A 25,090-nucleotide genomic window follows, 5' to 3' on the forward strand; every position below is an offset into this window, starting at 1 on the left:
GTTCTATTTTGCGAGAGTTGTAAAATTCGCTTAACATTATTCTTAATCCTATCTGTGTGTTTTTTACATTGCTATTTAATTTAAATTATTAAAATCTTAGTGAAAGTCCGCCTCCAGCTCCAAACCGGTTGTCATAACTTCCCATAAGAGAAAAGTTTTTTCCTAAAAAATATTCCAGGCCGGCGCTCCAGGTAATTTCTTTTTTAAAATTTTCATCTTCAGGTAAATCGTCTACCCAGCCAAAATCTGCCTGAAATTCATACTCTCCAAAGACAGCTAATCTGGGAAAAATCATGATTTCCCGGGCCAGACTTATCTGTGGTCTTAATTTGCTATCCAGCCGAACATCCAAAGCAAACATATAAGGAGTAAAATACCTGATTCCACCAATTGCAGTAGTTTGAAGTTCTTCCATGCTATCCTCCATTTCATTCTCCACATTTATCCCTCCAAAAACACGAACCCAGTCATTAAGGTAATATTCATAGGAGATTTCAGCTTCCAAATTCTTATTCCAGCCATACTCAGCTAAAACAGTAAATTGATTTCTGATGTTGGAGCTTACCACATTTAAAGTAGACATATGTGAAGCTACATCCAACATCCCCCAGGTATAGAATTTATCGGTTTCATTAATGAGGTTAGAAATAGGGAATGGCTTCATACGTTCATCCCGTGGGGTATCATAACTTACCACTCTGGCCATACCAGAATCCAAATGATAAAGGATGTGGCAATGTAAAAACCAGTCTCCATATTCATTAGCATAAAACTCTATGGTTACTTCTTTCATAGGAGGAACATTCACGGTATGCTTCAAAGGCGAATATTCTCCATTTTCATTTATTACCCTAAAAAAATGACCATGCAGGTGCATAGGGTGGTGCATCATAGTGAGGTTATTAAAGGTAATTCTGGTAACCTCATCGCCTTTTATTTTGATTTTATCGGCTTCAGACAGTGGTACGCCATTTAAACTCCAAATATAACGGTTCATATTTCCAGTTAAATTCAGTAAAACATTGGTGACCGGGATGCTATCGTTAAAAGCCGTCTTTTCTGGCGATTTAAGGTAATCGTAATTATATTCCGAAAATAGATCCATTGCCTGCATATCTTCCATTTTTCCCTTTTTCATATCCATCCCATTCATTTCGTCATCCTTCATGGCCATCCCATCCATCCTTTTATCTTTCTCACCCATTCCTCCCATTACAGAATCTTTTTTCATATTCATTTTAGAGTGGTCCATTCCTCCCATTACAGAATCCTTTTTCATATTCATTTTAGAGTGGTCCTCTTCTCCCATCTTCATATCGTCCATTTGCATCCCCCATTTTTCCTTTAACTCATATGGGTCCGGATCTTTAGGATTAAATTGTAAAGCTGGCGCGCCCATCTTCATCTTCATTTTTGCCATTTTTTGCATCATACCAATTTTATCTGGTTTTGGCACATTAGGAGCAGGGAGTATTCTCCCCTCCCCAAGAAAAGCTGAAGCTGTTCCAGAACCATCCTGAGCCATGATTTTAAATTCCACTTTCCCTTCATCAGGAATAGTCACAATAAAATCATAGGTTTCTGCCACTGCAATAAAAGTTTTATTTCTTTTAAGCGGAACAATATCTTTTCCATCAGCCGATACTAAAGTGGGGGTTTCCCCACCAAAGGTCATCCAAAATGAAGTGGAGGCGGAACCATCAATAATACGCATCCTCACTTTTTCACCTGGTTTAAAATCTGGGTATTCAATTTTATCCTCGCCATTAATTAAGAAGGCAGGATAATAAATATCAGCAATATCAGCCCCTTCCATTCGTTGCCTCCAGAAATCTAATTGTGCTCCCAATGCTCCTCGTTTTATTACCTGATTTAGTGGTGTCGCAGTTCCTTTTTTAATGTTATACCATTCCGTTCCTCTTTTTAGAAACCTTAAAACATCCTTAGGTTTTTCATTGGTCCAATCTGAAAGTACCAGCACCAGTTCTTTATCATATTCCAGTGTTTTTTCTTTTGGATGGATCATAAGCGCACCGTAAACGCCACTTTGTTCCTGTAGCATGGTATGGGAATGATACCAATATGTTCCATGTTGCTTTATCTCAAATTCATACTTAAAAGTAGTTCCAGGTTTAATGGGCGGAGTGGTAAGGTAAGGCACCCCATCAAAAAAATTGGGCAACAACATTCCATGCCAATGGATAGAAGTTTCTACATCCATTTTATTCTCTACATAAATTACCGCGTATTCCCCTTCAGTAAATTCTAATACAGGGCCAGGAATTCCGCCATTAATAGTCATTCCCATGGTCTCTTTACCCTTGGCTTTAACAACCATCTCCTGATCTATAGTTATTTTGTATTCACGCACCGGTAAATTATTAATATTTCCTTCTACCGATGCCTCTAATTCTTCCTGGCTGTAGCCTGAAAAGCCTAAAAATATCAGGAGAATTAGAAAGTAGTTTTTCAATTTCATAGCTTTTTATTTTATTTATTTTCGTTCTCCAAACGATAAATGATCTTCTTCATTTGGGCGATTTCCCTTTTCTGGGCCTCAATAATTTCTTCGGCCAGTTTCTTGGTTTCAGGATCCTGAAGGTCTGCCCGTTTACTGGTTAAAATTGCAATGGAATGGTGAGGGATCATCGCTTTCATATATAAGACATCTCCAATAATGGGACGTTGTGCCCTTACCAAACCTAAGGCTGAAACAAATAACACCAGGCTACCGATATAAATAGCGATATTCTTCTTCTTACTTTTATACATTTTCAGCATAAGGGATAACATGATCACTGCCATTGCTGCTATTCCCAGGCACGTCATATAAAAGCGGGTTAAACTAAAATATACATGGTCAAACTCATACGTATTCATGTACATCGTGATATACATAGCTATAAAAGACAGACCGAGCATTAGGAAAAACCGACCATAATTACTTCCACCAGACTTGTGGTTATTGTTGTTTTCTGAATTCATACAATTAGGTTTTACGGTTAATTGGGAAATTTTACTTTTTTATAGTTTTCTTTACGGAGCCGCAGTTGAGCATTTTATCACCGAAATATGGATTTTTAATTTCCTCAACGTCAGCATACCAGTACGCACCATCATTATTAAAAGCCATAGGACAGAATTTCTTGTAAATAGTCCCACCGGATAATGCTTCCTCAAACATTGGCCCAGCCAATTCTGTAAAATTTGAAAATAATCTTCTCTGCTCCTCAATATCGTCAGTATCTCCCAATTGCTCAGCGATAGATTTTAATTCTGCACGCTCTTCTGAGAAAGAATCGGCCATACTTTTAGCTGCATCCTTTGCCTGGCCGGAGTCCTCATTGGTAAGTGCCATTTTAATTTCCAGGTAGTTATGCCAGATTTTCCCTGTCATGCCATCTATAAAATCCTGATCGGCGATATCAGCCGTTTCTTTTTCAGCTTTCTTTACTTCCTCTGGAGTATTAATTTCTACACTTTGGCCTTTTTCTTTATCCATACAGGAAACAAAGATCAAGACGACTAGAAATAATATCCCAATTTTTGATAATTTTCTCATTTGATATTTTTGATTGGTTACAATCTTCTAAATTACTTTTTATCGGCAACTTATATTGTTACAATTATGATAGATACTTACACAATTTGGTCTAATGAACTTCTTAGGTTTTTATTCTGTTTTTTATAATTTGAAAGGCTCATCCCTGTTTCGTTCTTAAACTGTTTGGATAGGTAATTAAGGTTGCTGTAATCCAGAAGCCGACTTATTTCAGTAAAATTAAATTCATTAGACTGAATAAGCTCTTTAACCTTTTCAATTTTCAACTTTATAAAATATTTTTCAACGGTAGTATTTTCTGTATATGAAAAAATTCTACTCAATCGAATATAATCATATTCAGTTTCCTCAGACAAATAACTGGAAAGTGTACCTGTCTTTTGAACAGGTAGATTTTCAAACAACCTTAATAGGCTTAATTTGACTCTCTCTACCAGAATTTCATCTGAGCTTTTTAATAATTCAAAACCATTTACTTTAAGAACTTTATCCAGTCTTTTTGCGTCTTCGATTTTATTATTGCTTTCATAAACAACCCGTCCCAATTCCACATCTTTCACTTCAATCCCTGCCTCACACAATTCATTCCGTACCACCTTAATACAGCGGTCGCAAACCATATTTTTGATAAATATTTCTACGATCATAATTTTGTTGTTTTTATTCTTAGTCTTCCACCTGGAAAGGAAGTTTTAAAAGCACCCTCTCCCAGGCCAGGGAAATCTCACCAATATCCTCACCTGTTTTACTTATAGTATAGTCCAGTTCTTCTTGAATATTTTCAAGTTTTTCAGGCTTTACTTCTACAGTTATAATATTCTTCATAGGATCGTATTCATCTTTTCCATGCTGGTCCCAGTGACTGTTAAACATTACTTTCCAGACATTTTTTCCAGGGATTGTAAAAAACGCATATTTACCCGCTGGTAAGAGTTTTTCTCCAAGCATAAGGTCTTTATTAGTTTCTAGCCAGGTAACATTATGAGCTCCAGATTGCCACACAGTATTGTACCCCACCAAACCTCCAAAAACAATCCTGTTACGAACCCTTGGGGAAGAATAATCTATATGTACATGGGCCTCCCCTACCATCGCCATAGCACTTTTATGAGGGCTCATTACTTTTTTATTTTTATCTATAGCCTCACTTTTGACTATATCATGTGTTCCATGTTTATGCTCCTGTGCGAAACCGGAATAGGCCAGTACACCTATAAATACAGTAATTAATAGTGTTTTCATTTTTATTTTTTTTATTTAGTTTTGATACGGCTGGCAGAAGAATGAAGTATTATTCTTCATTAATCCCTGTGATTTTTTTAATATATAGCTGTAAAATCTGCCAAGGGTAATCATTTATATTTTTTTAGGTTAAGGAATAAATTGTAGAGCTGCAAAAGTGGATAAAAGGATCACTGCAAAGTGGTTGTATTTTTTTCCTTTAATTAATTTCTCTATAGATAGAACCACATTTCAGCATTCTTTTTCCGAAATACGGATTCTTGATTTCCTCTGTTGAACTTAACCACGCTGCCCCTTTATTATTGTTGTACATTGGACAAAAATCCTGGTAGAGTTTTTTATCGGTTCCTGTTATAACGATCATACCTAGAACATCCTTGCTCAAAATTTCAAAATGTTCACGCTGTTGGTCAATGGCGCTCGCAGAAATAAGTTCTGCATGCTCCTTTGCATCTTCAATGATGTCTTTTAACTCCTGCTGTTCCTCTGAAGAATAATTGCTCTTGTCAAAATCCTCAAATTCACCGGCCAATTTACCTCCGGCACTAGCGGCTGCTTCCTGGTCATCTGCTACTAGAGCATTTTTTATCTGCAGGTAGTTGTCTATGATTACTGATATGCTTTCAGACTGGGATTCACCTATTTTTTTTCCCTTAAAATCTAATTCAAAAGTATCTCCATTCTGCACCAGACCCTGTTCCCTGTTTTCACTTAATAGGTTTTGATCCCTACTGTTTTCTTTACAGGATATTACAATGATGGCCATTAATGTTGCCAAAATGCTGATTTTAAACCTTGGTTTACTCATTTTAAATAAATTTAAGTACGTTCTTAATATGATTGTAAATATTGAAAAAAGCCCCCTTCTAAAGATGAAGAAGGAAACATTGCTGTTTTGACAGGGAACCTATTATTGACTACGGCAAGTTACTGCCGCCCGGACACACGAAAAAACAGTTGCACAGAACAATTGAAGGCGTCCTGAAAACCTTAGGGTTTCAGGACTAATGTTCCCTCAGAATAAATCTCAAATAAGAAATGTAGCGTATAGTACCGAAATATCCTTAACAATTAAAGGCGGAGCGTAATCATCAAAAGGAGCCGGCTTTTCAGGTGTAAAATAATGCGGGATTAAAAAAGAATATGCAATAGTGATAAACAGCTGATCGATTGAGTCATGATTTAGCTGAATATTTTTAAAGTCTTTTTGCCCCTCTACGGTAGTTTTTGTAGTGGAACAGCAATCGCCCTGCACTAAGCCTTCGGAAGAAGCCTTTTCCATGCCACAGGTTTTTGCCTTTAAATTAATGGCGGTATCCACCAAATAGTCCCCACAAAAATGCTTGCTTATGGTAAAAGAAACAGTGGACATCAACATCAAAAAAGATATCAAATGAAGCAGGCTATTTCTAAAAGAATTTTTCATTTTTATGATAGTACCAAGCAAATATAAAAAAATAAAATATAAAAAAAGTTGTAATTTTATGGAATAGAGTTATAAAATCATGGATTTAGTAGATTTTTTTTAATTAAATCTATATTATTGAGTAAAGATAATTCTTAAATACATAAAGAAGTGTGTAATAAATGTCTGGCGAACTCAGGAATAATTAGAGACTCTGTCGTTTCACTACAGTGTTAGACCTCCCGGATTTTAACTTAAAATGTAAATTGTTAGAAAGTTTAGCTACCGTTTGAAATACGTAATTGGCTCCTCCGTTCAAATTTACGGGTAGAGACCGTATGAAGCTATTTTTTTGTTATAGCGAGCAAAGAATATAGTTCATAGGTTGTGTGGGAATAAGAAGGCGCCTTTATCGGCTTAACCTTTTTTCTTTCGTGGTTTCTAAAATTATACCTTTTCTTCCATACCTTTTTTGGCAGCTGTTTAAATTGTTATTCCATAATTAGATGGAGAAATTATAGGATACCAATGAATGTGTAAGCTTCCCTTAAAACCGAACTGTTTAAAAGTAGAATAATTCTTAATTTTAAACAGTATGAAAAAAAGTAAATTTTCCCCTCAGAAGATCTCTAAGATCCTTAAAGAATGCGATAATGGTAAAACTGCTGCTGAGATCAGCCGTGAATATGGCATCAGCACAGCTGCTTTCTATATTCTTAATGATTGCTATTATAGAATTTATTCCTTTTGAAATAATCTTTTCCAGACTTTCAAATTTAGGTCCTAGATCTTCGTGTGGAGAAATTTGGTTTTTTTCAAAAAAAAGCTAAAATCACATCTACAGATTCTGTATGTGATTTAGCTACAAATTTTGAATATTCACGAAATCGACGTGCAGTTTTTTTCTTGATGCGGATAGTTGCAAAATTGTCCATAATTGAAAAGATTTTCAAGTTTTTGCCGCAAAATATTAACGTTTTACTGGGGTGGGTTCCCAGTCGATTTGCGTCAAAAAAAATAACTTTAATTAATTGAACATCAATAGTTATATGGTTTTTGTGGATTTATAACATCGCTCTGCGTGTTATCCTCTTGCTATTCCCCCTTTTTGTCCGCCAGGCGGACAAAAAATTCATACAATACAGGCTAAACGCCAATTTCCATTTTCTTAGAATTCAAGATTCCTTGTGAAATAAATTGATGGATATAGTAAGCAGCGAAAGTCAAAATAATAGGCTCACTATCCGTAAAAATAAATGCTGAAGATCAGCCTTTTAAAGATAAGGTTTTTTTACTAAATGAAATTTTCAAAGCATAAAAAAAACATCTCTGGTATTTCAGAGATGTTTGTAATTCTATTTGGTCGAATTCAGATATTAAAAACATAGGTGTTATTATACATATTTCGTATCGCTTCCTCTTCGATAAGCCGTTTAAAATTGAAACCATGTTCTTTTGCATATCTTCTAATATCATCACCAGATTTAGTTCTACATCCCTTTTGGAATTTTTCAGAAGTCGTTTCTGTGCTTCCTTATTTAAGTTTGAATAATTTAGATATATCATAACTTTTTGGTTTAAAGGATTCCACTATCTGCGAAACTAAAATAATCACCATCGGGGGTCAGGATTAAATGGTCCAGGATTTTAATATCTAAAAGTTCTCCCGCTTTCCTAATTTTTTCAGTCAGGCGTTTATCTGTTTCGCTGGGCTTTAAAGTTCCCGACGGATGATTATGTGCAATTATCAAATTTACGCTTAATGACTTTAATACCACGGCAAAAAGGATACGCAGATCTACCAAAGTACCTGTAATTCCACCGGTAAAAACTTCAAAAATGCCCTTCACTTTATTGCCGTTATTAAGTAGCATTACTTTAAAACATTCCTGCAGACCGATCTGATCTTTATTCCTTTCATTGTATAATAGTTCCGCAGCGCTTACTGAAGAAGTTATTTTAGGCGCCTGAGAGATTTTAAAATTTCCCTGATATTTTATCGATATTTCATTAACTTTCGTTTTCATTTGAATCTTATTTAAAGGGTTGAAATTGAAAAAAGAGGGCGTTACCGTGAACAAGTACCCGCCCTCTTTATTTTAAAATTACTCGGCTGAATTATTGTCGTTCTTTACGCCTAACAAAAGAATTTCACTGGCTACGACTTCGGTAACATATCGCTTCTCTCCTTCTTTGGTTTCATAGGAGCGATTAGTCAATTTACCTTCGATGGCAATTTCTTTTCCGGTTCCTACATATTTCTCTACAATCTCAGTGATTTTCCCCCATACCACAATATTATGCCATTGGGTTTCCTGTACTTTTTCTCCGTTAGAATTTTTGTAAAATTCATTGGTTGCAATGGAGAAAGTGGCTAGTTTTTTTCCACTTTCAAAATTTTTAATTTCGGGGGTCTGCCCCACATTTCCGATTAACTGAACTTTGTTTCTAAGCGTTCTCATCATTAAAGTTTTAAAGATTTCTAATTGATTTACTTATTATATCCGGAGCTTTTCTTTTTTGATGCTGATCCATTTTCAGCATATAGAATTAGAGAGGACTTATAAAAGGGCAGACGCAGTCAATCGGCTTATGCAGTCCGGCTAACTTTTATATGCTGGTATTTTGCATTGATAAAAAGGAAGGTACAGTATCGGTCAGGTAGGTAAATGGAAAACGATAAAATGAAAAACAAAACGGAAGGAGAATAAATTCTAATAACTCAAATTGCAGCTAACTAATTATTTCCAGTATAATAAAGTTATCTCTAAGCATTACTTTAAGTTAGAATTAGAAAAATGAATAAGTATATTAGAAATAATGATTTTAAGTTTCAGGATCTCTGCTAAAAATTTTAATCAAATTAAATATCATTACACAAAAAACGACCCATATAAACCCCGCAATGAACCCGCCAAATACGTCTGAAGGATAATGTACTCCAAGATAAATCCGGCTTAATCCAATCCCGAGGATTAAAATTGCGAAAATTGTGATCAGAAAAAACTTAATGAATTTATTTATCGGTAAACTGAAGATGAGATATATTATAAATCCATAGAATGCCATCGCCATAGTAGCATGGCCACTAGGAAAACTAAGCGTTTCTACTTTAACCAGATGTTCTGAAACAGGTCTAGGTCTATCTATTGTTTTTTTTAAAAGTAAATTAGAACCCAGAGCAAGAATCATTACCAAGGCAATTTGAGCTACATATTTCCAACTTTTTAAAATCCAATAAAAGAAAATAGCACTTAAACTAAACATAATCACATATCCAAGTGTATCCCCAAAATTGGTTATAAATGTAAAAACAGTAGTTATTGCACGAGATCGAAAATCTATAAAAAAATTAGTGACTGCGGTATCATAATTCGCTAAAACATCAGATTTTAAAAATTCAGTAAGCTCTATAAATAATTTGATCCCCCCTATTACAATGATAGCAGTAATTAAAGTAGTTATAATATAGGGAAGCTTGTGATCGTATTGTCTAAATTTATTTGAAAGAATTTCTTTTATCTTTCTTAATACGCTAAAAAGTTGTTTTCGCATAGTTCAAAATGAATAAATTATAATTAACGTGCAAATTAGGATTCGAATCTAAAGACAAATTGAATTTTCTATATTTACTTTAATATTTCTTTAGAATCAACCTCTACCTTTATTCCCTTAACTTTTTAATAATGAAATATCTAATTGCCGAGGATGAAAAAGAATTACAGCAATCTATCGCCACTTATTTGAGTCATGAAGCTAATGTGTGTGAAACCGCATCAGATTATCACGAAGCTTCAGAAAAATTAGAACTCTATGAGTACGATATTGTTATCCTGGATATTAACCTAGTTACTGGGAGCGGACTCGATCTACTCAAAAAACTCAAAAAGCAACAAAAAAAATGTGGCGTGATTATTATTTCAGCAAACAGTTCATTAGATAATAAATTAGAAGGATTGGATTTGGGTGCAGATGATTACATCACTAAGCCTTTTCATCTTGCCGAACTAAATTCACGCATAAAAGCAGTCCTAAGACGTGGGCAATTTGGTGGAGATAACACTATAAATTTTCAGGAAATTAAGTTGGACACTATGGCCCGTAGTGCCTATGTAAATGGGAAAGCTATTACACTTACAAGAAAGGAGTATGATCTTCTTTTATTCTTTATCACCAATCAGGGAAGAGTTCTATCAAAAGCAATTATTGCAGAACATCTTTGGGGAGACGATAGTGACTTGTTAGATAATTTTGATTTTATTTATGTGCACATCAATAATTTGAGAAAAAAACTTACTAAAGAAGGTGCAAAATATATCCAAACGGCCTACGGAAGTGGTTATAAATTCATCGCAGATTAAAAATTCAACCCCAAATAAAACAAAACTATTAAGAAAAGCTTCCAAGACTTTTCTAATTACCAGTATTGTGATAATGATACTCTCAGGTATTGTTCTTTTCATATATACCAAATCGCTTTTGGAGAATGAAATTGAAGAAGAGCTCTATTCCAATAAAGACCGGGTAGAGCGTTTGCTGAAAAACAATCCTGATCTCGTGGGAATCCCACCAATCATGATGGCTGAAAAAACTGAAATTTCAGAAGAAAATGTTCTTATTGACACACTTATTTTTGATCCGCTTCAGGATGAAGTAGAACTTTTCAGGCAATTATCTGGTACCAGGAATATTAATGGTCAAGAGTATAAAATAACGGTCCGGGCAATGGTTATTGAATCTGAAGATATTCTTTCTGCAATTGTCCTCACATTCCTGTCAATAATTTTCCTAGCTTTTATTTTCCTTTTTTATCTGAATAAATCCCGTAATGAAAAACTATGGCAACCATTTTTTGTGAATTTGGAACGCTTAAAAAGTTTCTCTTTAAAGTCTGATAAACCTTTAGAACTTAATGATTCAGATATTGTTGAGTTTGATGAACTGAACAAGCAAATGCTGGCATTAACTTCAAAAGTTCAGGCCGACTATCGAAATTTAAAACAATTTACCGAGGATGTCTCTCATGAAATGCAGACACCACTTGCAATTATGCAAGCTAAAATAGAAACGCTCTTTGATCAACAAAATATAAACGAAAAACAATATGAGCAGCTTAGCTCACTTCAGTTTGATATACAAAGACTTAAACAACTGAACAATCGGTTGATATTACTTGCCAAAATTGATAATAATCAGTTTACCGCAGATGAGAATATTTCGATAAATGAAACTCTTAAACAGTCAATTGATAATTTTACTGAGATCACTCAGACCAGGATAGCCCTTAATGGAAAGGATGAAATAACTGCTATTATGGACAAAGCGCTCGCTTCTATACTATTTAATAATCTATTGACCAATGCTATAAAACACAATTTTGGAAACCAGCCTATCAGTGTGGTTATCGAAAAGAACCATGTTCAAGTTATCAACGCCGGAACTGAAGGCCTAAGTAATCCAGAATATATTTTTGATCGTTTTTACAAAGAAAGTAAAAAACCAGATTCCACAGGTCTGGGTCTTTCCATAGTGAAGAAGATTTGTGACTTTTATGGGTTTTTACCTTCCTATAGATTTCATGAAAGCAGTAAAAAACATATTTTCCAGATTGAATTTGATACTTGAAATTTTTTAAGTCTAAAACTTTAAATTTCCTTTAGATCGCACCACTACATTCACGAAAAATTCAGCTGATGAAAGTATGCCTGAAGAAAGAAACTCTTCTTTTATTTTTCTTATTTATTTCAACCATTGCCGTAGGCCAGGGTATTACTGTTACAGGCCAGGTAATAGAACAAGATACGCAGGAAACACTCCCTTTTGTAACCGTATCTATTTTTGATGCAACTAGTCTAAACATAGTAACAGGTACCGTAACCAATGAATCTGGCCAGTTTACGGTAGAACTGCCTACCGGAAATTATCTACTGAAAATATCATTTGTAGGTTTTGAAACGCTAGAAAGAAAAATAACTGCCGGTGGACTTAACCCTATTTTTGATTTGGGAAAAATTGAGCTTGCCACTTCTTCAGAATCGCTGGATGAAGTAGCTATTGTTGCAAAACGAACAACAGTCTCTTCAGATCTTGACAAAAAATCTTTTAGCCTTGATGATAATGTAGCACAATCTGGCGGATCTGTACTAGATGCCATGAAAACTATGCCTGGAGTAACTTTTGACCAGGAAGGAAAAGTGGTGCTTCGCGGAAGTGATAAAGTAGTGGTGCTCATTGATGGAAAACAGTCCAGTTTAACCGGGTTTGGTAATCAAAAAGGCCTTTCTAATATTCCCGCGGCTAATATTGAACGTATCGAAATCATCAATAATCCATCGGCAAAGTATGACGCCAATGGATTTGCGGGAATCGTCAATATCATTTATAAGGAGGAAAAGCAAAAAGGGCTTAATGGTGATTTGGGAGTATCTTCTGGTTTAGGTGTTTTGTCTAAGAGAAAAAAAGACACCCCCACAGATTTTGGCAGCTACTCGATCAACCCCAAACTTATTCCCAGCCTGAATCTTAATTACCGTACCGAAAAACTGAATTATTTTCTGCAAACAGAAATTATTCTACAGGAAGCTTTACCAAATAATGAATTTACTTCTAGATATTATGACGATGGCAGAAACATCATCTCCCAAGTTCCGGAAAACCGCAGACAATTTCGAAGCATTATAACCGGAGGTGTTGACTATGAAATTTCAGAAAATGACAACATTACTTTTTCAGGAATGTTTGATCGGGAGAAACACATTGACACTTCTCAAGTGGCATTTATCAATTTAGACAATAATGTGCGTAACCGTTTATATACTTGGAAGGAAGATGAGGTGACCAGTTTTATCAATGCGGCTGTTAATTATGAGCATAATTTTAAGCAACCAGGTCATAAACTCTCCGTAAATGCTCAATATACGCGGGGATTGGAAGATGAAAGTTATTTTTTAAACGATAGTTCTACGGTTCGTATAGGTCGGGACATGACAAATATTAAGGCCATTGAGCATACTAGCAGTTTTTCTACAGATTATGCGAGGGCGCTAAGCAATGGGAGGATAGAATTGGGTGCAAAAGCTCGCTTTAGAAGACTTCCTGTGGATTATACTATAGAACGTGGGAACCAAAGTATTATATATCCCAGTCTGGGCGATTTTTCAGAATGGAGAGAAAATCTTTTTGCTGCCTACGGAAATTACCTGCTGGAAAAAGAAAATTTTGATATAGAAGCTGGCTTAAGGGCAGAACAGACTGATGTTTCCTATCAACTGGACCCAGAAAATATTTATTATGATTCTAACGATAACTATAATTATTTTGAATTTTTTCCCAGTGTACGCTTTACCTATAAACTAAATAACAAAAACAAACTTTCCGCTTTTTACAACCGTCGTATCGACCGGCCAGGAGAACCTGAATTGCGCATTTTCCCTAAATATGACGACCCGGAACTGCTTAAAGTGGGAAATCCCTATTTACGACCACAATTTACCAACAGTTTTGAATTGGCGCATCGTTATTCCTGGAGTTCGGGATCCTTATTTTCTGCGATGTATCACCGCGAAATTAATGGGGCATACCAGCGTATTTTCAGTATTGATGACAGTAATCCACAATACGATATCGTAAATAGAATTTATCAAAATACAGGGCATAGCACCAACACCGGTATTGAATTATTATTCAGTCAGGAAATTGCCGATTATTGGAAACTAAACTCAAGTTTAAATATTTATAGAAATGGTATTGATGATTTTCAGGGAACTTTATTGTTTCCTTTTGAGCGACCATTTTTCATAGAAGAGTCTAAAGATACCGCTGGGGATTTTAAGATAACCAATACGTTTACTTTTCCTTGGGAACTGGAAGCTCAAATTACGGGGCTTTGGTACAGTGCCCGAAACATTCCCCAGGGAGAAGAGCTCGCTCGTTCTTCTATTGATGTAGGTTTTAAAAAATCAATTTGGGATAAAAAAGGTGAGATCACTTTATCTGCATCAGATCTGTTCAACAAATTTGGTTTGAGACAAAAGATCAACGGTCAGGATTTTACGGCTCTGTATGAAAATTATTATGAGACTCAAATTGTAAGACTTGGTTTCAACTATAAATTTTGATATTTGAAACTTAAATTTTTTAATCTTTTAGTAGATATAACTTTTACTTAAAGTTTACTTTAGATTACCTCCTTAGATTTCAGTATTAAAGAATACATTAATTTATAAATCAGGGCTTATTGGCTAAAACTACTTTTTAGGTAAGACAATCTTTATTTGAATTAGCCATTATTTAAGGTACGATACCTGAATAAAAGCCCTGAAAAGGAAGGATCATCCTTACGAACTTGTGCCGAGCGCATTCGAAGTATCGTATTGCAAATCATCCTTCCTTTGTCAGGCACAAAACTCTAATATCCATAACTTTAAGATTCCATTAGAATTACGTAGTAATTTAATTCCATTATTTAAACAGACTTAAAAAATGGAAAAAATCATTTTAAACAAAGTTGCAGAAATAACTGTATTGTTCTGGATTATGAAAATTATCGCTACCACATTGGGCGAAACTTTAGGTGATTATATCGCACAGACTTTAGCACTCGGATATACTTTGGGTATTCTTATTACACTAATATTCTTTGTTGTGGTATTGGTTATTCAGCTTTATGCTAAGAAGTATATTCCGCTGTACTTTTGGCTTGTAATTATTGCTACCACAACCCTGGGGACCGAAATTTCAGATTTCATGGATAGGAGTCTGGGCCTTGGATATACTTACGGTAGTTTGATTTTATTTACTGGCCTCCTGGCAATACTATTAATATGGTATAGCAACTATAAAAACCTACAAGTCTATCCCATTTTTGAGAAGAAAAAGGAACTATTTTTTTGGACGGCCGTACTTTTTTCAAATAGTTTAGGAACGGCCTTTGGCGATTATCTCGGAGATGTGGCGGGACTAAGCTATTTGCAGGGAGCACTTATAACCGCTTCAATTATCGCAGTTGTAATTCTCTTGCACTACTTTACTAAGCTCAACCAGATTTTTCTGTTTTGGATAGCTTTTGTATTTACCAGACCTTTTGGGGCAACCTTCGGTGATTTTCTTACCAAACCTCGGGATAATGGAGGTATGGATTTGGGAACACTACCTGCTTCTTTAATCTCAATTGTGCTGATTTCCATTCTAATTTATATTTCACATAAAAAACATCATCAGAAGATGATGAAGGAATCTCTTTAGATTTGCTTAAAGCCAGCTTGAGATTTGCCCTGTAGATTTACATTATAATTATAAATAATTAGTACATATGAAAAAATTAATTTTAGGGGTAGGAATGGTTGTAGTGGCAATGACTACCATAGCATTCACTTCAGAAAATAAGGATAAAGTTCCTCAGGTCGTTAAAAACGCTTTTGCAAAAAAATTTCCCACAGCAAAAAAGGTGGAATGGGAAAAAGAAAATGAAACCGAATGGGAAGCTGAATTTAAAATGAACAATGTTGAATATTCAGCTAATTTCTTAGCAAATGGCACTTGGCAGGAAACCGAGCACGAAATGAAAACCAACGACGTTACACAGAATATTTTATCCTCGTTAAAGTCAAACTTTCCAGGATATGAGATAGAAGAAGTTGAAATATCTGAAACTTCTAAAGGGTCTTTCTATGAATTTGAAATTGAAAAAGGGAAGATAGAAATGGAAGTTACTCTTGATAGTAGCGGTACTATTATAAAAAAGCAAATGGAAGAAGAGGAAGACAAAGATTAAGTGTTAGTTTTCATAATTGATTGGTTAGTTTGAAATGCTCGATACTATTATTTAGGATCGGGCATTTTCATTGACTTTTAAACCAATCGATCTGTTCCTGCACTCCTTCTTCAAGAAGCACCGTGGGATTATAATTAAGTAAATCTCTTGCTTTAATAATAACTGCTTTCGTACGCAATTGATCGCCACTACGAGCGGGTTTTTCCTTACTCTGAATTTTGGTTTTGAGTAATTTTTCAACAACCTGCATACCTTCCTCTGTAGTGTATTCTTTATCAGTTCCAAGATTAATTATCTGCCCATCACATAGCTTCTCCTTACCTATTACACTTACAATTCCTTCAACAATATCTTTAATATGCGTAAAACTGCGTTTATGAGTGAGGCTACCTAAAAATAAAGGGAACTCTCTCCCATTCAAACCACATTTAATTAACTGACTGAACATTTTATCCGGGCGTTCCCGAGATCCATAAACTGAATATAACCTTAGAGAGCAGGCAGGAAAATTCCCAAGTCGGGAATGGGTCATGGCTATTTGTTCAGCAGCAAGTTTCGTGACCCCATAGTTAGATACCGGTTTTGCCATTTGTTCTTCATCACAATATACATCGGAACCATAAATCGATGAAGTCCCAATATTGATAAATAACTTTAAATTAAGATGTTGATTTGCAAAATCGGTTAAATGATGTGTCGCAATGATGTTATTATTTAGATAATCTTCAAACGTAGAAGTACTTGAGATTCCAGGTTGCGCAGCACAATGAAAAACATAATCAAAATCTCTGGGTAGAATTGTAACTAAAAAATCTACGCAGATATCCTGCTCGATCATAGGAATTCCAAAACTGCGTAATTGGTTGGCATTCTGCCTTTTTAAATGGACGTTATAGTAACCTGAAAAGTTATCCATCCCAATTACTTCATGTCCCATAGAATGCAATTTTTCAGCAAGGTGGGAACCAATAAAACCAGCTGCACCGGTTACTAATATTTTCATTTATATTCATTTGAATTACTTCAAATTAATGAAGAAAAAGCCTTTATCACAAGGCTTTATAACAATAGTTGTGAAAACAGTAAAACTTAAAAATTACTTTAGATTTACAACGTAGTATTGCAAATTAAGCTAACAATTCCTGCCTAAGAATGCCAAATACACTCACCATAATTGTACCTGTTTACAACGAAGAAAAAAATCTGACCAGAGTAGAAAAAGAATTGCAGTCCTACATCGATCAATGTAAGCTCAAAATCACCGTTTTATTTGTAAATGATGGTTCAAAAGATTCAAGCTTGCAGATTATTAAGCAAATATGTACCCAGAACAAAACTTTCAATTATCTCAATTTTGATAAGAATTATGGATTGAGCACTGCTATTAAGGCAGGTTTTGATCATGCTGAAAGTTCGCTCGTTGGATATATTGATTCAGATCTTCAAACGAGTCCAAAAGACTTTAATCTTTTATTGGAATATATTGATGATTATGACCTAGTAACAGGAGTACGCTCCAACAGAAAAGATAGTTTAATAAAAAATATGTCCTCTAAAATAGCCAACGGTATTCGTAGAAGCTTTACTCAGGACGGGATGGATGATACCGGGTGCCCGCTCAAGATCATAAAAGCTGATTATGCTAAACGTATCCCCATGTTTCAAGGCTTACACCGCTTTTTACCAGCAATGATTCTGCTTCAAAATGGAACGGTAAAACAGGTGCCAGTGCAACATTTTCCAAGGATTGCGGGTAAAGGCAAATTTGGTGTCTGGAATCGTCTGCTTGGTCCTTTAGCAGATTGCATTGCCTATATATGGATGAAGAAAAAATATATCAATTATAAGATAGCAGACAAAGCATGAGTAGTTGGTTAATTTATACTATTGGTTTTTCTGCTCAATTATTATTTTCAGGTCGTTCTATTTTACAATGGATAATTTCTGAAAAACAAAAGAAGGTGCTTACCCCCGTATTATTCTGGCAACTGAGTTTGATAGCTTCTTTTCTATTATTCATGTATGGTTATTTACGCAATGATTTTGCCATCATGCTGGGCCAAATACTGACCTATTTCATTTACATACGCAATATGCATCTGCAAAATCAATGGCTGAAATTCCCGAAAATGCTGCGTTGGTTTTTATATATTTTTCCATTTATCATTCTTTATATTGGCTATAATAACCATGTTTATGATCGCGCTAAATTATTTCAGAATGATAACATTCCGCTTTGGCTTTTGTTATTAGGTATTATAGCTCAAGTGATTTTTACTTTGCGCTTTGTTTATCAATGGTTTTATTCTGAAAAGCGGAAAGTTTCTTCCCTGCCTTTGGGTTTTTGGTTCCTAAGCTTATTTGGTTCTTTAATGATTCTTATTTATGCAATATTTAGGAAAGATCCTGTGTTACTTTTAGGTCATTCATTAGGCATTTTTCTATACGTTCGAAATATTTTGATCCTTAAAACCGAATCTAAGATCCTTTAGGTTTGCTTTAGATTTCGTTTAAATTTTCAAAAGATTTCAGTTCCACTTTTGTAGCAATAAACTACAAAGAGTGACCCTAAAAAATACTACTGACCGCTTTTATCTATTATTTATTTGTCTTGCATTTATTTGTCTCATCATTGGTTTAGGTTCTTATGGTCTTGCGGAAAGTAGTGAAGCCAGATATGCTGAAATCAGTCGTGAAATGTTTCTTTCAGGTGACTATCTAAATCCACAACTTTTAGGGATTTTTCATTTTCATAAGCCACCTATTACCTATTATATTACCTCTTTGGGCTATAAAATATTTGGTATCAATGAATTTGGCGCTAGATTTTTTCTTCAAGTTGCTATTGTAATTCAGCTTCTTCTAATTTATGGTTTAGCTCATTTACTATTTAGAAGTAGAAAAATTGCTTTTCTCTCCGGATTGATTTATTTCTCCATGCCTATTGTTCTTATATCAAGTCGAAACCTTACTACAGATGCATATTTAACCACCTTTATCATGGCAGCTATTTTTAGCTGGCAGTATTACATCAGCAATAAAAAGTTACCTTTTCTCTATCTGTTCTATATACTACTTGGGTTGTCACTTTTGACTAAAGGTCCGGTTGCACTCTTATTTGTTCTGGTATATATCTTCACCTATAAAATCATATGTAAATCTGGTTTTAAGATCAATACACATCATGTATTTGGTGTTTTAATATGCTTAACTATAGGAGCAAGTTGGTTTTTACTTTTAGTGGTTGAAAATCCAAAGCTCTGGGACTATTTTATTGAAAAACAAATTGCGGGAAGAATGACTGGTAGTTCTTTTAGTGAAAGAGCTAAACCTTTCTGGTATTTTATTCCCATAATATTTGGTTTACTTCTCCCCTGGCTAGTTGGAAGTATTCCTACTTTTAAATTTAAACTGAAATCTCTTTATAAGACAAAAAATCAATCTCTGGTTTTATTGATATCCAGTAGCCTGTTAATTCTACTTTTCTCAGTATTTCGTACCAAGCTTATATTATATATCCTTCCTGTATTTTGGATGATGGTTATTTATATAGCCAAACAATTAGAGAGCCTGGACAAGGAAAGTAAGAAATGCATAAGCCTGGTTTACTTGATAATTTTGACCATACTATTTATTGGTCTTCTTATTTGCTGGTTTTCTGAATTTGAGTTTATTAATATTCATACTTCAGCAATTATCACCTCCTTTTTAGTAACTATATTTTCTTTCGCTGTTCACTATTTCATAGAAAATGATAAAAAATATAAACCGGCAGTAGTTGGGGCTATTTTTAGTGGTGCTGTACTTTTAATTTCCAGCACTATTTTAAAAACAAATAGCCCATTAATTAACTCTACCCGACATATGGCAAATTTCATCAATACTATTTCAAAAGAGAAGGATAAAACCATCTTGGTTTACGACTATTTACTTACTTCTATTCCATTTTATTCTAATGCTGAATATATCACACTACAATCCACTCATAGAACAACAGATAGGGAAGTTCAATTTCAGAATAATGAGGATTGGAGGAAACAATTATGGGATGTGAATACTCCTGATGTAATAGCTAATCTTAAACAGTTATCCAAAGCCCGACATACTTTTCTTTTAGTTCGGAATAAATCGGAATTAAACGAAAATATCCAATTCTTGAGAAATGCGTTTGATCAAAAAAAGGAGTATCCTAAATGGACGATTTTTTACAATAATTAAGACTTTAGATTTCCTTTAGAATCTCTTTAGATTCTCAAAAGACTTTTCGTTCATCTTTGCTATCAGAGAAAATCAAAAGCCTATAGATAACATTTACTCAAATCTAAATTTTACTAATTAATGCTTATCTATTTGCAAAATTTCAAATCTTCATTTTGGACAGTAATCATCGTTTGCTGTCTTCTATTTGCTCAGTTTTCTTATGCTCAGGATACAAGTGAGACCATTCCACAAGTTGGCACAGTACAAAAAATAGGTGACGTAATATTGATTGCTTTACCTGTTGCGACTTTAGGAACCAGCTTGATTAAGGGGGATAATGAAGGAGCCTGGCAATTTACAAAGGGGCTATTACTTACAGAAGCAGTCACATTTGGTTTAAAATTAGGGGTAAATAAGCAAAGACCAGATATGAGTAATGATAATTCTTTCCCATCAGGACATACCTCTACCGTTTTTCATAGTGCAGGATATATACATAGAAGATATGGTTTTAAATATAGTATACCTGCCTATGCTCTTGCGGGATTTACAGCCGCAAGTCGTATAGATTCCAAGAAACATGATATCCTGGATGTTCTTGCCGGAACAGCAATTGGTTTGGGAAGCAACTTAGTCTTCACGACAGAGTATCAACAGGAGCACATGGAATTAACTTATGATAATTTTGAAGGGAATCATTTGATCGGCTTTAAATACAAATTTTAGAAGTATGAATAAAATTGAAACATCTATTTCCACAACAAATAGAAGAAACTTTATTAAAAATGCCGTGCTGGCATCTTTAGGTTTTTCAATTTTATCTAGCTGTAATACAGAAGAACTATTTTGTAAACAAGAGGCTGTGGAAGGTATTATACCCGATCCAAATGATTATTTAAGCTTACCCCCTGGATTTTCTTATAAAATAATATCATAATCTTTGAACAGGTAATAAATCATATATAGGCATAATGCAATGGCAACCCCATAAGTAATAATGTACTGGAGAATAAGTGGATCGGTTAAATTTTCAATAGGCAAAAATCCCCCGGTGGCATTGTAAGCGATGTACAGGAGGCCGAGAATTATATATCTGTGGAAACTAAGGTGCTTAAGATTAATGTTTGCAATGGTAGCAATAACTACAATAAAAGTATCTATCAGCAGGTAAAAAAAGGTGGTCCAATGTATTGAGGTGCCGAACATTTTTATTCATTTTTAGGCTCAAACTTGTTTGATTCCAGATTTTTGGTAACATTGCTCCAATGAAAAATCCTGCCATTCATAACCACATAAACATCAGGTTTTAAAAATTGTAAAGCGCAGATTGCATAGCCTAAATTGAATGAAGCATCGGTGTTTGCAGATGATCCTAAAATAAAGGAGCCGACAAGGACGATAGTCTTTTTAAGTTCTTCCTTTCCAAAATAAGTCGCGGTATCTTCCATAGTAAAAGTCCCATGGGTTATTAAAATTTTTTCTGCATTGGAAGCTTTTATTTTTTTTAACAAAAAATTCCTGTCTTCATCGGTAATTGATCGGCTATCCTTAGAAAATGCCCTTTCGATAATATAGGGAAACGAGACATTGGCCAGGTCAAGAAATTCTCTAATCGCTATTTCGCTTTGCTCTGTTTTATTTTCTGGGTTTTCATAATCCAAGCCTTCAATGGTTCCTCCTGTTGTAATAATATGTATCATAATTTTATTTTTTATAGAAATTAATGTTTATGGATATTCCCTTTTAACACAAAAAAGTAAAGCAGAAAAGCAGCTATGATCAGAAGGACAAGCGCGATAATCCCCTTCACCTTATCTTTTTTTGTGATTTTGTTCTTAGATGGTTTCTGAACTTTTTTCTTTCTTCTATTTCTTCTATTTTGGGACATTACATTTTGTTATACTATTTCCAATCCATTTTCTGTAAACGGATTGCTTTTAGGACGGCCTATAAAGCTACGCCAACATTGGCAAATACGGTGTGAAAAAAGCACTTATGACTTAAAGCCGAATGGCAGAGTTATAATGTAACAACAGCTGCCTAGTTTTTCTAAAAACATGCCCTTTTGGAAATTTGTTTAATTTCCAGAAAATAACTTCATAGGACTTATAAAATCTGATATAATTCATTAAAAGCGGGCACTACCATTATTTTAAAATAAGTACAGGAATTTCTGATTTGAAAATCATTTTCCTTCTCAGCCCCAGTTCAGTTAGTTTTTCTATAAAGTCATGTTTCCTGTAAAGTAGCGCCAAAATATCTATGATATTATCTTTCAAAAAACCGGTTATTTTATCTTCGGTTTTCCCTTCGGAAAAAAGATGAACAGAAATATTCTGCAGATTAAAAAACTCCTCATAATAGTTTTTAATCTCCTGTTCATTAATAACTTCATCTTTAATTTTGGAAAAATGAAATATAAAAAGGCGTGCGTTAAATGCCTTTAATAGATTAGCCAGAACCTTTAGTTCCCTATCAGGTTTCAGATTATCTGAATCCAGCGCCAGACAAACTCTTTTTAAATCAAAAGTTTCTAAATCTTCCGGTACTACCAGCACAGGGCAGGGTACATCCTTGCTCACTTTTTCACTGGTAGTTCCTGCGAGGTAACCTTCTACCTCACCTGCACCTTCTGTCCCCATAATTATCAAACTGGCTTTTTCTTCTGTTGCTAGTTGATAAATTATATCTGAAGGTCTTCCTGGGGCTACCATACTCTTATATTTTATTGTCGCCAGACGTGGAAAATTTTCGAGAAATTCCAGCATTTTTTCTTTGTACAATTTCTGATAAGAACTAAAATTGTCGGGAACCGGATAAACTATAGCCCCATATCCGGCATATTGATAACCTTCAGAATAGGCATGAACAAAGATAATTTCTGAATTTAAAGATTCGGCCACCTTTGCGGCATACTCAACTCCAATTTTGGAACTTTGACTAAAATCAATCGGTACTATTATTTTCATGGTTTTTTAATTTTAATTATACATTCAGTTTTTCAATTAATTATTTAAATAAAAGGTTTATTGTTTAATCCACTTTTTGGCAATTTCCTTTTCCTCTAAGTCAAAATATTTTACTTCAGCATTGGTAAAAGGTTTCATGAATTTTGTAATCCAGTCCTGCCATTTTTTGTTGCCCACCATCGCGATTTTCTCATAATCTTTTGCATGGGCAGTATCCATTTTTAGATCTTCCCACAGGCCTGGAAAATCCCAGCCGGTAAAATTCTCCATTTCAAAATACCAGCGTACGTTTAATCCTTTGTCCAAAATAGCATGAATAAGGGGATGTACCTTCTCAATATCCATCTCGGTTAAATCTCCCGATGCTCTGGTTGCAATAATATTATCTCCTGAAATCTCAATAATTTGTAACATATCTATTTTTATTAATTATTAACCGCCTAAATCGTAAAACCATTCTTCAGCTTTCATAATTCCTTCTTTTATGGCATTTCCCTTAGTATAATTCTTTTCTATAACCAGACTTTTAGCAATTTCCAGGGCTTTTTCCTTCACTGCAGGATGGAGGCCATCCAAACTGGTTTTAAATTCTTCAAAGGTCCATTCCATAGCTTCATTTTAATGGTTGAACAGTTCTTTTTCTTTTTCGGGATCTATCTCATTCTTTGACTTTTTGTCCAAAAAATAATCCAGTACGATGCCCACTATAATTGCTCCCACAAAAGCAACATACACCTGCCAGTTAAACTGAACTACCAGAGACAGGCTAATAATTATGGCCAAAATGGGTAGGATAGGTACTTTCCCTATGGAAAGGGGAACTTTAAAAGGTCTTTCTTTGTCAGGTGCTTTATAACGCAAAACGATGAGTGCAATATTCACAGCTACAAAAACGAGTAACGCCCCTAAAGAGGACATTCCTGCGACAATTTTAATATCTCCCAATAATAAAAATGCCGCTACCGCAGCCATAACCACCAGTGTAGTTACCCAGGGTACTTTCTGCGCATTGGTCTTGGTCATAAATTTTGGAAGCTCGCCCACGCTTGCCATACCGAAAAGCAACCTGCTAATGGAAATAATGCCACTAAAAGCCGCATTAGCCGTAGCAAAAAGTGCCGCAACTGCCAGGGCTACGGGCAACCAGGAATTTAAATTTGAAGCGGCCAGCGACAATGGGGAATCTACCTTTGCTATTTCTGCGGGGTCACTTATATTGAGTACCGTAAAAGATATTAGTAGGTATATAATTGTGGTAAACACCATTGTCAATAAAAATGCCCTCGGAATAGTCTTGCCCGGATTTTTTACCTCGGAACCCAATGCTGCCATATGCTCAAAGCCGGTATAAACAAAAAATAAGGTAGCAGTCGCTGCCAGGGTGCCGGAAAAGGACTCCACTTTAAAAAATTCTGATTTTGGTGGTCCTGTTTCCAAAAGTCCGACCGCAATAAGAATAAACAATCCCAATAGCTGAATACTGACCATAATGATATTGGCGGTAGATGATTTTTTGATGCCCGTAATGCTTATCAATGCAAGAATCAGTAGCACAGCATAGCTAACCAGTAAGGAAGGGATGTTAAAAAACGTATTGAAATACCCTGAAAAAGCAAGTAGCACCGCGGCGATGGTGGCCGAACTGTGAAATGCAATCGTCCAACCTGTTAGAAAAGATGGAATGTCGATTTTTGGAAAAGCTTTCCGTACAAAAATGAATTCTGCACCGGCATTAGGATAGGTAGAGGACAGCTCTGCATACGACATTGCCGAGACACTGGCCGCAATGGCGGCAAAAATAAAACTCAACCAAAGGTCTGTTCCCGCCTGTCCAGCGGCTGCACCAATTACAGTATATATTCCAGCACCAACAATGGTACCTACACCATAAAAAGTAAGGCGAAGAGTACCCAGAGATTTTTTTAATTCTGCCATAATAC

At 35.0% G+C, this 25,090-nt stretch carries 27 protein-coding genes and 2 pseudogenes; 11 read left to right on the plus strand and 18 right to left on the minus strand.

The features are described from left to right. Positions 1-88 precede the first annotated feature (88 nt). From T8I65_RS09100 to T8I65_RS09130, 7 genes are all read right to left on the minus strand, one after another. Entirely contained in the window at positions 89-2,479 is a 2,391-nt protein-coding gene (locus T8I65_RS09100) for a multicopper oxidase domain-containing protein (protein WP_322300392.1), read from the minus strand. An 11-nt stretch (positions 2,480-2,490) separates the two neighbouring features. Further along, a complete protein-coding gene (locus T8I65_RS09105; RefSeq protein WP_011709132.1) occupies positions 2,491-2,985 on the minus strand; it encodes a DUF305 domain-containing protein in 495 nt (164 codons plus the stop codon). A 31-nt stretch (positions 2,986-3,016) separates the two neighbouring features. After that, positions 3,017-3,562, minus strand: a complete 546-nt coding sequence (locus tag T8I65_RS09110) for a DUF3347 domain-containing protein (protein ID WP_011709131.1) — start codon at positions 3,560-3,562, stop codon at positions 3,017-3,019. 77 nt (positions 3,563-3,639) lie between these two features. Next, on the minus strand, positions 3,640-4,209 hold the full coding sequence (locus tag T8I65_RS09115) for a helix-turn-helix domain-containing protein (RefSeq protein WP_011709130.1): 570 nt from the start codon (positions 4,207-4,209) through the stop codon (positions 3,640-3,642). A 19-nt stretch (positions 4,210-4,228) separates the two neighbouring features. Further along, complete coding sequence (locus T8I65_RS09120) at positions 4,229-4,804, minus strand: DUF2911 domain-containing protein (protein WP_011709129.1); 576 nt, start codon at positions 4,802-4,804, stop codon at positions 4,229-4,231. Between the two features lie 199 nt (positions 4,805-5,003). Continuing rightward, positions 5,004-5,612, minus strand: a complete 609-nt coding sequence (locus T8I65_RS09125; protein ID WP_041250025.1) for a DUF3347 domain-containing protein — start codon at positions 5,610-5,612, stop codon at positions 5,004-5,006. 219 nt (positions 5,613-5,831) lie between these two features. Then, positions 5,832-6,230: an HYC_CC_PP family protein gene (locus tag T8I65_RS09130; RefSeq protein ID WP_011709126.1), complete on the minus strand. Its 399-nt coding sequence runs from the start codon at positions 6,228-6,230 to the stop codon at positions 5,832-5,834. A 574-nt stretch (positions 6,231-6,804) separates the two neighbouring features. Between T8I65_RS09130 and T8I65_RS09135 the strand changes: the two are divergent. Beyond that, positions 6,805-6,921, plus strand: a pseudogene (locus T8I65_RS09135) (transposase); the annotation flags it as partial. 33 nt (positions 6,922-6,954) lie between these two features. On the opposite strand, the pseudogene T8I65_RS15755 reads toward T8I65_RS09135, so the two are convergent. The 5 genes and pseudogenes from T8I65_RS15755 to T8I65_RS09150 all read right to left on the minus strand — a co-directional run. Then, positions 6,955-7,014, minus strand: a pseudogene (locus T8I65_RS15755) (hypothetical protein); the annotation flags it as partial. 10 nt (positions 7,015-7,024) lie between these two features. After that, the gene (locus T8I65_RS15760) at positions 7,025-7,144 is read right to left on the minus strand and encodes a BfmA/BtgA family mobilization protein (protein ID WP_367183336.1); all 120 of its coding nucleotides are present in this window, start codon (positions 7,142-7,144) and stop codon (positions 7,025-7,027) included. 642 nt (positions 7,145-7,786) lie between these two features. Next, entirely contained in the window at positions 7,787-8,236 is a 450-nt protein-coding gene (locus T8I65_RS09140) for a JAB domain-containing protein (protein ID WP_300439970.1), read from the minus strand. 78 nt (positions 8,237-8,314) lie between these two features. Further along, entirely contained in the window at positions 8,315-8,671 is a 357-nt protein-coding gene (locus tag T8I65_RS09145) for a single-stranded DNA-binding protein (protein ID WP_041250022.1), read from the minus strand. Between the two features lie 364 nt (positions 8,672-9,035). Then, positions 9,036-9,764: a phosphatase PAP2 family protein gene (locus tag T8I65_RS09150; protein WP_011709116.1), complete on the minus strand. Its 729-nt coding sequence runs from the start codon at positions 9,762-9,764 to the stop codon at positions 9,036-9,038. A gap of 131 nt (positions 9,765-9,895) precedes the next feature. On the opposite strand from T8I65_RS09150, the gene T8I65_RS09155 reads away from it, so the two are divergent. The 5 genes from T8I65_RS09155 (at position 9,896) to T8I65_RS09175 (ending at position 15,981) form a co-directional block, all read left to right on the plus strand. Then, positions 9,896-10,570, plus strand: a complete 675-nt coding sequence (locus tag T8I65_RS09155; protein ID WP_011709115.1) for a response regulator transcription factor — start codon at positions 9,896-9,898, stop codon at positions 10,568-10,570. 73 nt (positions 10,571-10,643) lie between these two features. Then, positions 10,644-11,834: a sensor histidine kinase gene (locus T8I65_RS09160; RefSeq protein WP_011709114.1), complete on the plus strand. Its 1,191-nt coding sequence runs from the start codon at positions 10,644-10,646 to the stop codon at positions 11,832-11,834. Between the two features lie 68 nt (positions 11,835-11,902). Further along, on the plus strand, positions 11,903-14,326 hold the full coding sequence (locus T8I65_RS09165) for an outer membrane beta-barrel family protein (RefSeq protein ID WP_300439964.1): 2,424 nt from the start codon (positions 11,903-11,905) through the stop codon (positions 14,324-14,326). 364 nt (positions 14,327-14,690) lie between these two features. Beyond that, positions 14,691-15,452 (plus strand): membrane protein, encoded by a 762-nt coding sequence (locus T8I65_RS09170; protein WP_011709112.1) that lies wholly within the window; start codon positions 14,691-14,693, stop codon positions 15,450-15,452. A gap of 67 nt (positions 15,453-15,519) precedes the next feature. Beyond that, complete coding sequence (locus T8I65_RS09175; protein WP_011709111.1) at positions 15,520-15,981, plus strand: PepSY-like domain-containing protein; 462 nt, start codon at positions 15,520-15,522, stop codon at positions 15,979-15,981. Positions 15,982-16,048: 67 nt separating this feature from the next. Here T8I65_RS09175 and T8I65_RS09180 read toward each other — a convergent pair whose 3' ends face one another. Beyond that, complete coding sequence (locus tag T8I65_RS09180) at positions 16,049-16,984, minus strand: NAD-dependent epimerase/dehydratase family protein (RefSeq protein ID WP_011709110.1); 936 nt, start codon at positions 16,982-16,984, stop codon at positions 16,049-16,051. 149 nt (positions 16,985-17,133) lie between these two features. Between T8I65_RS09180 and T8I65_RS09185 the strand changes: the two genes are divergently transcribed. The 5 genes from T8I65_RS09185 to T8I65_RS09205 all read left to right on the plus strand — a co-directional run bounded on the left by T8I65_RS09185 (position 17,134) and on the right by T8I65_RS09205 (position 21,118). After that, positions 17,134-17,847 (plus strand): glycosyltransferase family 2 protein, encoded by a 714-nt coding sequence (locus T8I65_RS09185; RefSeq protein WP_011709109.1) that lies wholly within the window; start codon positions 17,134-17,136, stop codon positions 17,845-17,847. Then, positions 17,844-18,473 (plus strand): lipid-A-disaccharide synthase N-terminal domain-containing protein, encoded by a 630-nt coding sequence (locus tag T8I65_RS09190; RefSeq protein WP_011709108.1) that lies wholly within the window; start codon positions 17,844-17,846, stop codon positions 18,471-18,473. Before T8I65_RS09185 ends, T8I65_RS09190 begins: the two co-directional genes overlap by 4 nt. A 70-nt stretch (positions 18,474-18,543) precedes the next feature. Next, positions 18,544-20,199: an ArnT family glycosyltransferase gene (locus T8I65_RS09195; RefSeq protein ID WP_011709107.1), complete on the plus strand. Its 1,656-nt coding sequence runs from the start codon at positions 18,544-18,546 to the stop codon at positions 20,197-20,199. Between the two features lie 120 nt (positions 20,200-20,319). Beyond that, positions 20,320-20,907, plus strand: coding sequence for a phosphatase PAP2 family protein (locus T8I65_RS09200; RefSeq protein ID WP_011709106.1), 588 nt, complete (start codon positions 20,320-20,322; stop codon positions 20,905-20,907). A 4-nt stretch (positions 20,908-20,911) separates the two neighbouring features. Further along, entirely contained in the window at positions 20,912-21,118 is a 207-nt protein-coding gene (locus tag T8I65_RS09205) for a hypothetical protein (protein WP_011709105.1), read from the plus strand. A gap of 271 nt (positions 21,119-21,389) precedes the next feature. Here T8I65_RS09205 and T8I65_RS09210 read toward each other — a convergent pair whose 3' ends face one another. The 5 genes from T8I65_RS09210 to T8I65_RS09230 all read right to left on the minus strand — a co-directional run bounded on the left by T8I65_RS09210 (position 21,390) and on the right by T8I65_RS09230 (position 25,085). Then, complete coding sequence (locus T8I65_RS09210) at positions 21,390-21,881, minus strand: asparaginase domain-containing protein (protein ID WP_011709103.1); 492 nt, start codon at positions 21,879-21,881, stop codon at positions 21,390-21,392. Positions 21,882-22,328: 447 nt separating this feature from the next. Further along, entirely contained in the window at positions 22,329-23,150 is an 822-nt protein-coding gene (locus T8I65_RS09215; RefSeq protein WP_011709101.1) for a universal stress protein, read from the minus strand. Positions 23,151-23,207: 57 nt separating this feature from the next. Continuing rightward, positions 23,208-23,564 (minus strand): STAS/SEC14 domain-containing protein, encoded by a 357-nt coding sequence (locus T8I65_RS09220; protein ID WP_011709100.1) that lies wholly within the window; start codon positions 23,562-23,564, stop codon positions 23,208-23,210. Between the two features lie 18 nt (positions 23,565-23,582). Beyond that, positions 23,583-23,759: a hypothetical protein gene (locus T8I65_RS09225; RefSeq protein WP_008615607.1), complete on the minus strand. Its 177-nt coding sequence runs from the start codon at positions 23,757-23,759 to the stop codon at positions 23,583-23,585. Between the two features lie 9 nt (positions 23,760-23,768). Beyond that, entirely contained in the window at positions 23,769-25,085 is a 1,317-nt protein-coding gene (locus tag T8I65_RS09230) for an APC family permease (RefSeq protein ID WP_011709099.1), read from the minus strand. Between the last annotated feature and the right edge of the window lie 5 nt (positions 25,086-25,090).

The sequence above is a fragment of the Christiangramia sp. OXR-203 genome (assembly GCF_034372165.1).
Lineage (GTDB): Bacteria > Bacteroidota > Bacteroidia > Flavobacteriales > Flavobacteriaceae > Christiangramia.

Coding starts and splice junctions, on each gene's coding strand:
- T8I65_RS09100 (WP_322300392.1), bottom strand. CDS start 2,479: ATGAAATTGAAAAACTACTTTCTAATTCTCCTGATATTTTTAGGCTTT.
- T8I65_RS09105 (WP_011709132.1), bottom strand. CDS start 2,985: ATGAATTCAGAAAACAACAATAACCACAAGTCTGGTGGAAGTAATTAT.
- T8I65_RS09110 (WP_011709131.1), bottom strand. CDS start 3,562: ATGAGAAAATTATCAAAAATTGGGATATTATTTCTAGTCGTCTTGATC.
- T8I65_RS09115 (WP_011709130.1), bottom strand. CDS start 4,209: ATGATCGTAGAAATATTTATCAAAAATATGGTTTGCGACCGCTGTATT.
- T8I65_RS09120 (WP_011709129.1), bottom strand. CDS start 4,804: ATGAAAACACTATTAATTACTGTATTTATAGGTGTACTGGCCTATTCC.
- T8I65_RS09125 (WP_041250025.1), bottom strand. CDS start 5,612: ATGAGTAAACCAAGGTTTAAAATCAGCATTTTGGCAACATTAATGGCC.
- T8I65_RS09130 (WP_011709126.1), bottom strand. CDS start 6,230: ATGAAAAATTCTTTTAGAAATAGCCTGCTTCATTTGATATCTTTTTTG.
- T8I65_RS15760 (WP_367183336.1), bottom strand. CDS start 7,144: ATGGACAATTTTGCAACTATCCGCATCAAGAAAAAAACTGCACGTCGA.
- T8I65_RS09140 (WP_300439970.1), bottom strand. CDS start 8,236: ATGAAAACGAAAGTTAATGAAATATCGATAAAATATCAGGGAAATTTT.
- T8I65_RS09145 (WP_041250022.1), bottom strand. CDS start 8,671: ATGAGAACGCTTAGAAACAAAGTTCAGTTAATCGGAAATGTGGGGCAG.
- T8I65_RS09150 (WP_011709116.1), bottom strand. CDS start 9,764: ATGCGAAAACAACTTTTTAGCGTATTAAGAAAGATAAAAGAAATTCTT.
- T8I65_RS09155 (WP_011709115.1), top strand. CDS start 9,896: ATGAAATATCTAATTGCCGAGGATGAAAAAGAATTACAGCAATCTATC.
- T8I65_RS09160 (WP_011709114.1), top strand. CDS start 10,644: ATGATACTCTCAGGTATTGTTCTTTTCATATATACCAAATCGCTTTTG.
- T8I65_RS09165 (WP_300439964.1), top strand. CDS start 11,903: ATGAAAGTATGCCTGAAGAAAGAAACTCTTCTTTTATTTTTCTTATTT.
- T8I65_RS09170 (WP_011709112.1), top strand. CDS start 14,691: ATGGAAAAAATCATTTTAAACAAAGTTGCAGAAATAACTGTATTGTTC.
- T8I65_RS09175 (WP_011709111.1), top strand. CDS start 15,520: ATGAAAAAATTAATTTTAGGGGTAGGAATGGTTGTAGTGGCAATGACT.
- T8I65_RS09180 (WP_011709110.1), bottom strand. CDS start 16,984: ATGAAAATATTAGTAACCGGTGCAGCTGGTTTTATTGGTTCCCACCTT.
- T8I65_RS09185 (WP_011709109.1), top strand. CDS start 17,134: ATGCCAAATACACTCACCATAATTGTACCTGTTTACAACGAAGAAAAA.
- T8I65_RS09190 (WP_011709108.1), top strand. CDS start 17,844: ATGAGTAGTTGGTTAATTTATACTATTGGTTTTTCTGCTCAATTATTA.
- T8I65_RS09200 (WP_011709106.1), top strand. CDS start 20,320: ATGCTTATCTATTTGCAAAATTTCAAATCTTCATTTTGGACAGTAATC.
- T8I65_RS09205 (WP_011709105.1), top strand. CDS start 20,912: ATGAATAAAATTGAAACATCTATTTCCACAACAAATAGAAGAAACTTT.
- T8I65_RS09210 (WP_011709103.1), bottom strand. CDS start 21,881: ATGATACATATTATTACAACAGGAGGAACCATTGAAGGCTTGGATTAT.
- T8I65_RS09215 (WP_011709101.1), bottom strand. CDS start 23,150: ATGAAAATAATAGTACCGATTGATTTTAGTCAAAGTTCCAAAATTGGA.
- T8I65_RS09220 (WP_011709100.1), bottom strand. CDS start 23,564: ATGTTACAAATTATTGAGATTTCAGGAGATAATATTATTGCAACCAGA.
- T8I65_RS09225 (WP_008615607.1), bottom strand. CDS start 23,759: ATGGAATGGACCTTTGAAGAATTTAAAACCAGTTTGGATGGCCTCCAT.
- T8I65_RS09230 (WP_011709099.1), bottom strand. CDS start 25,085: ATGGCAGAATTAAAAAAATCTCTGGGTACTCTTCGCCTTACTTTTTAT.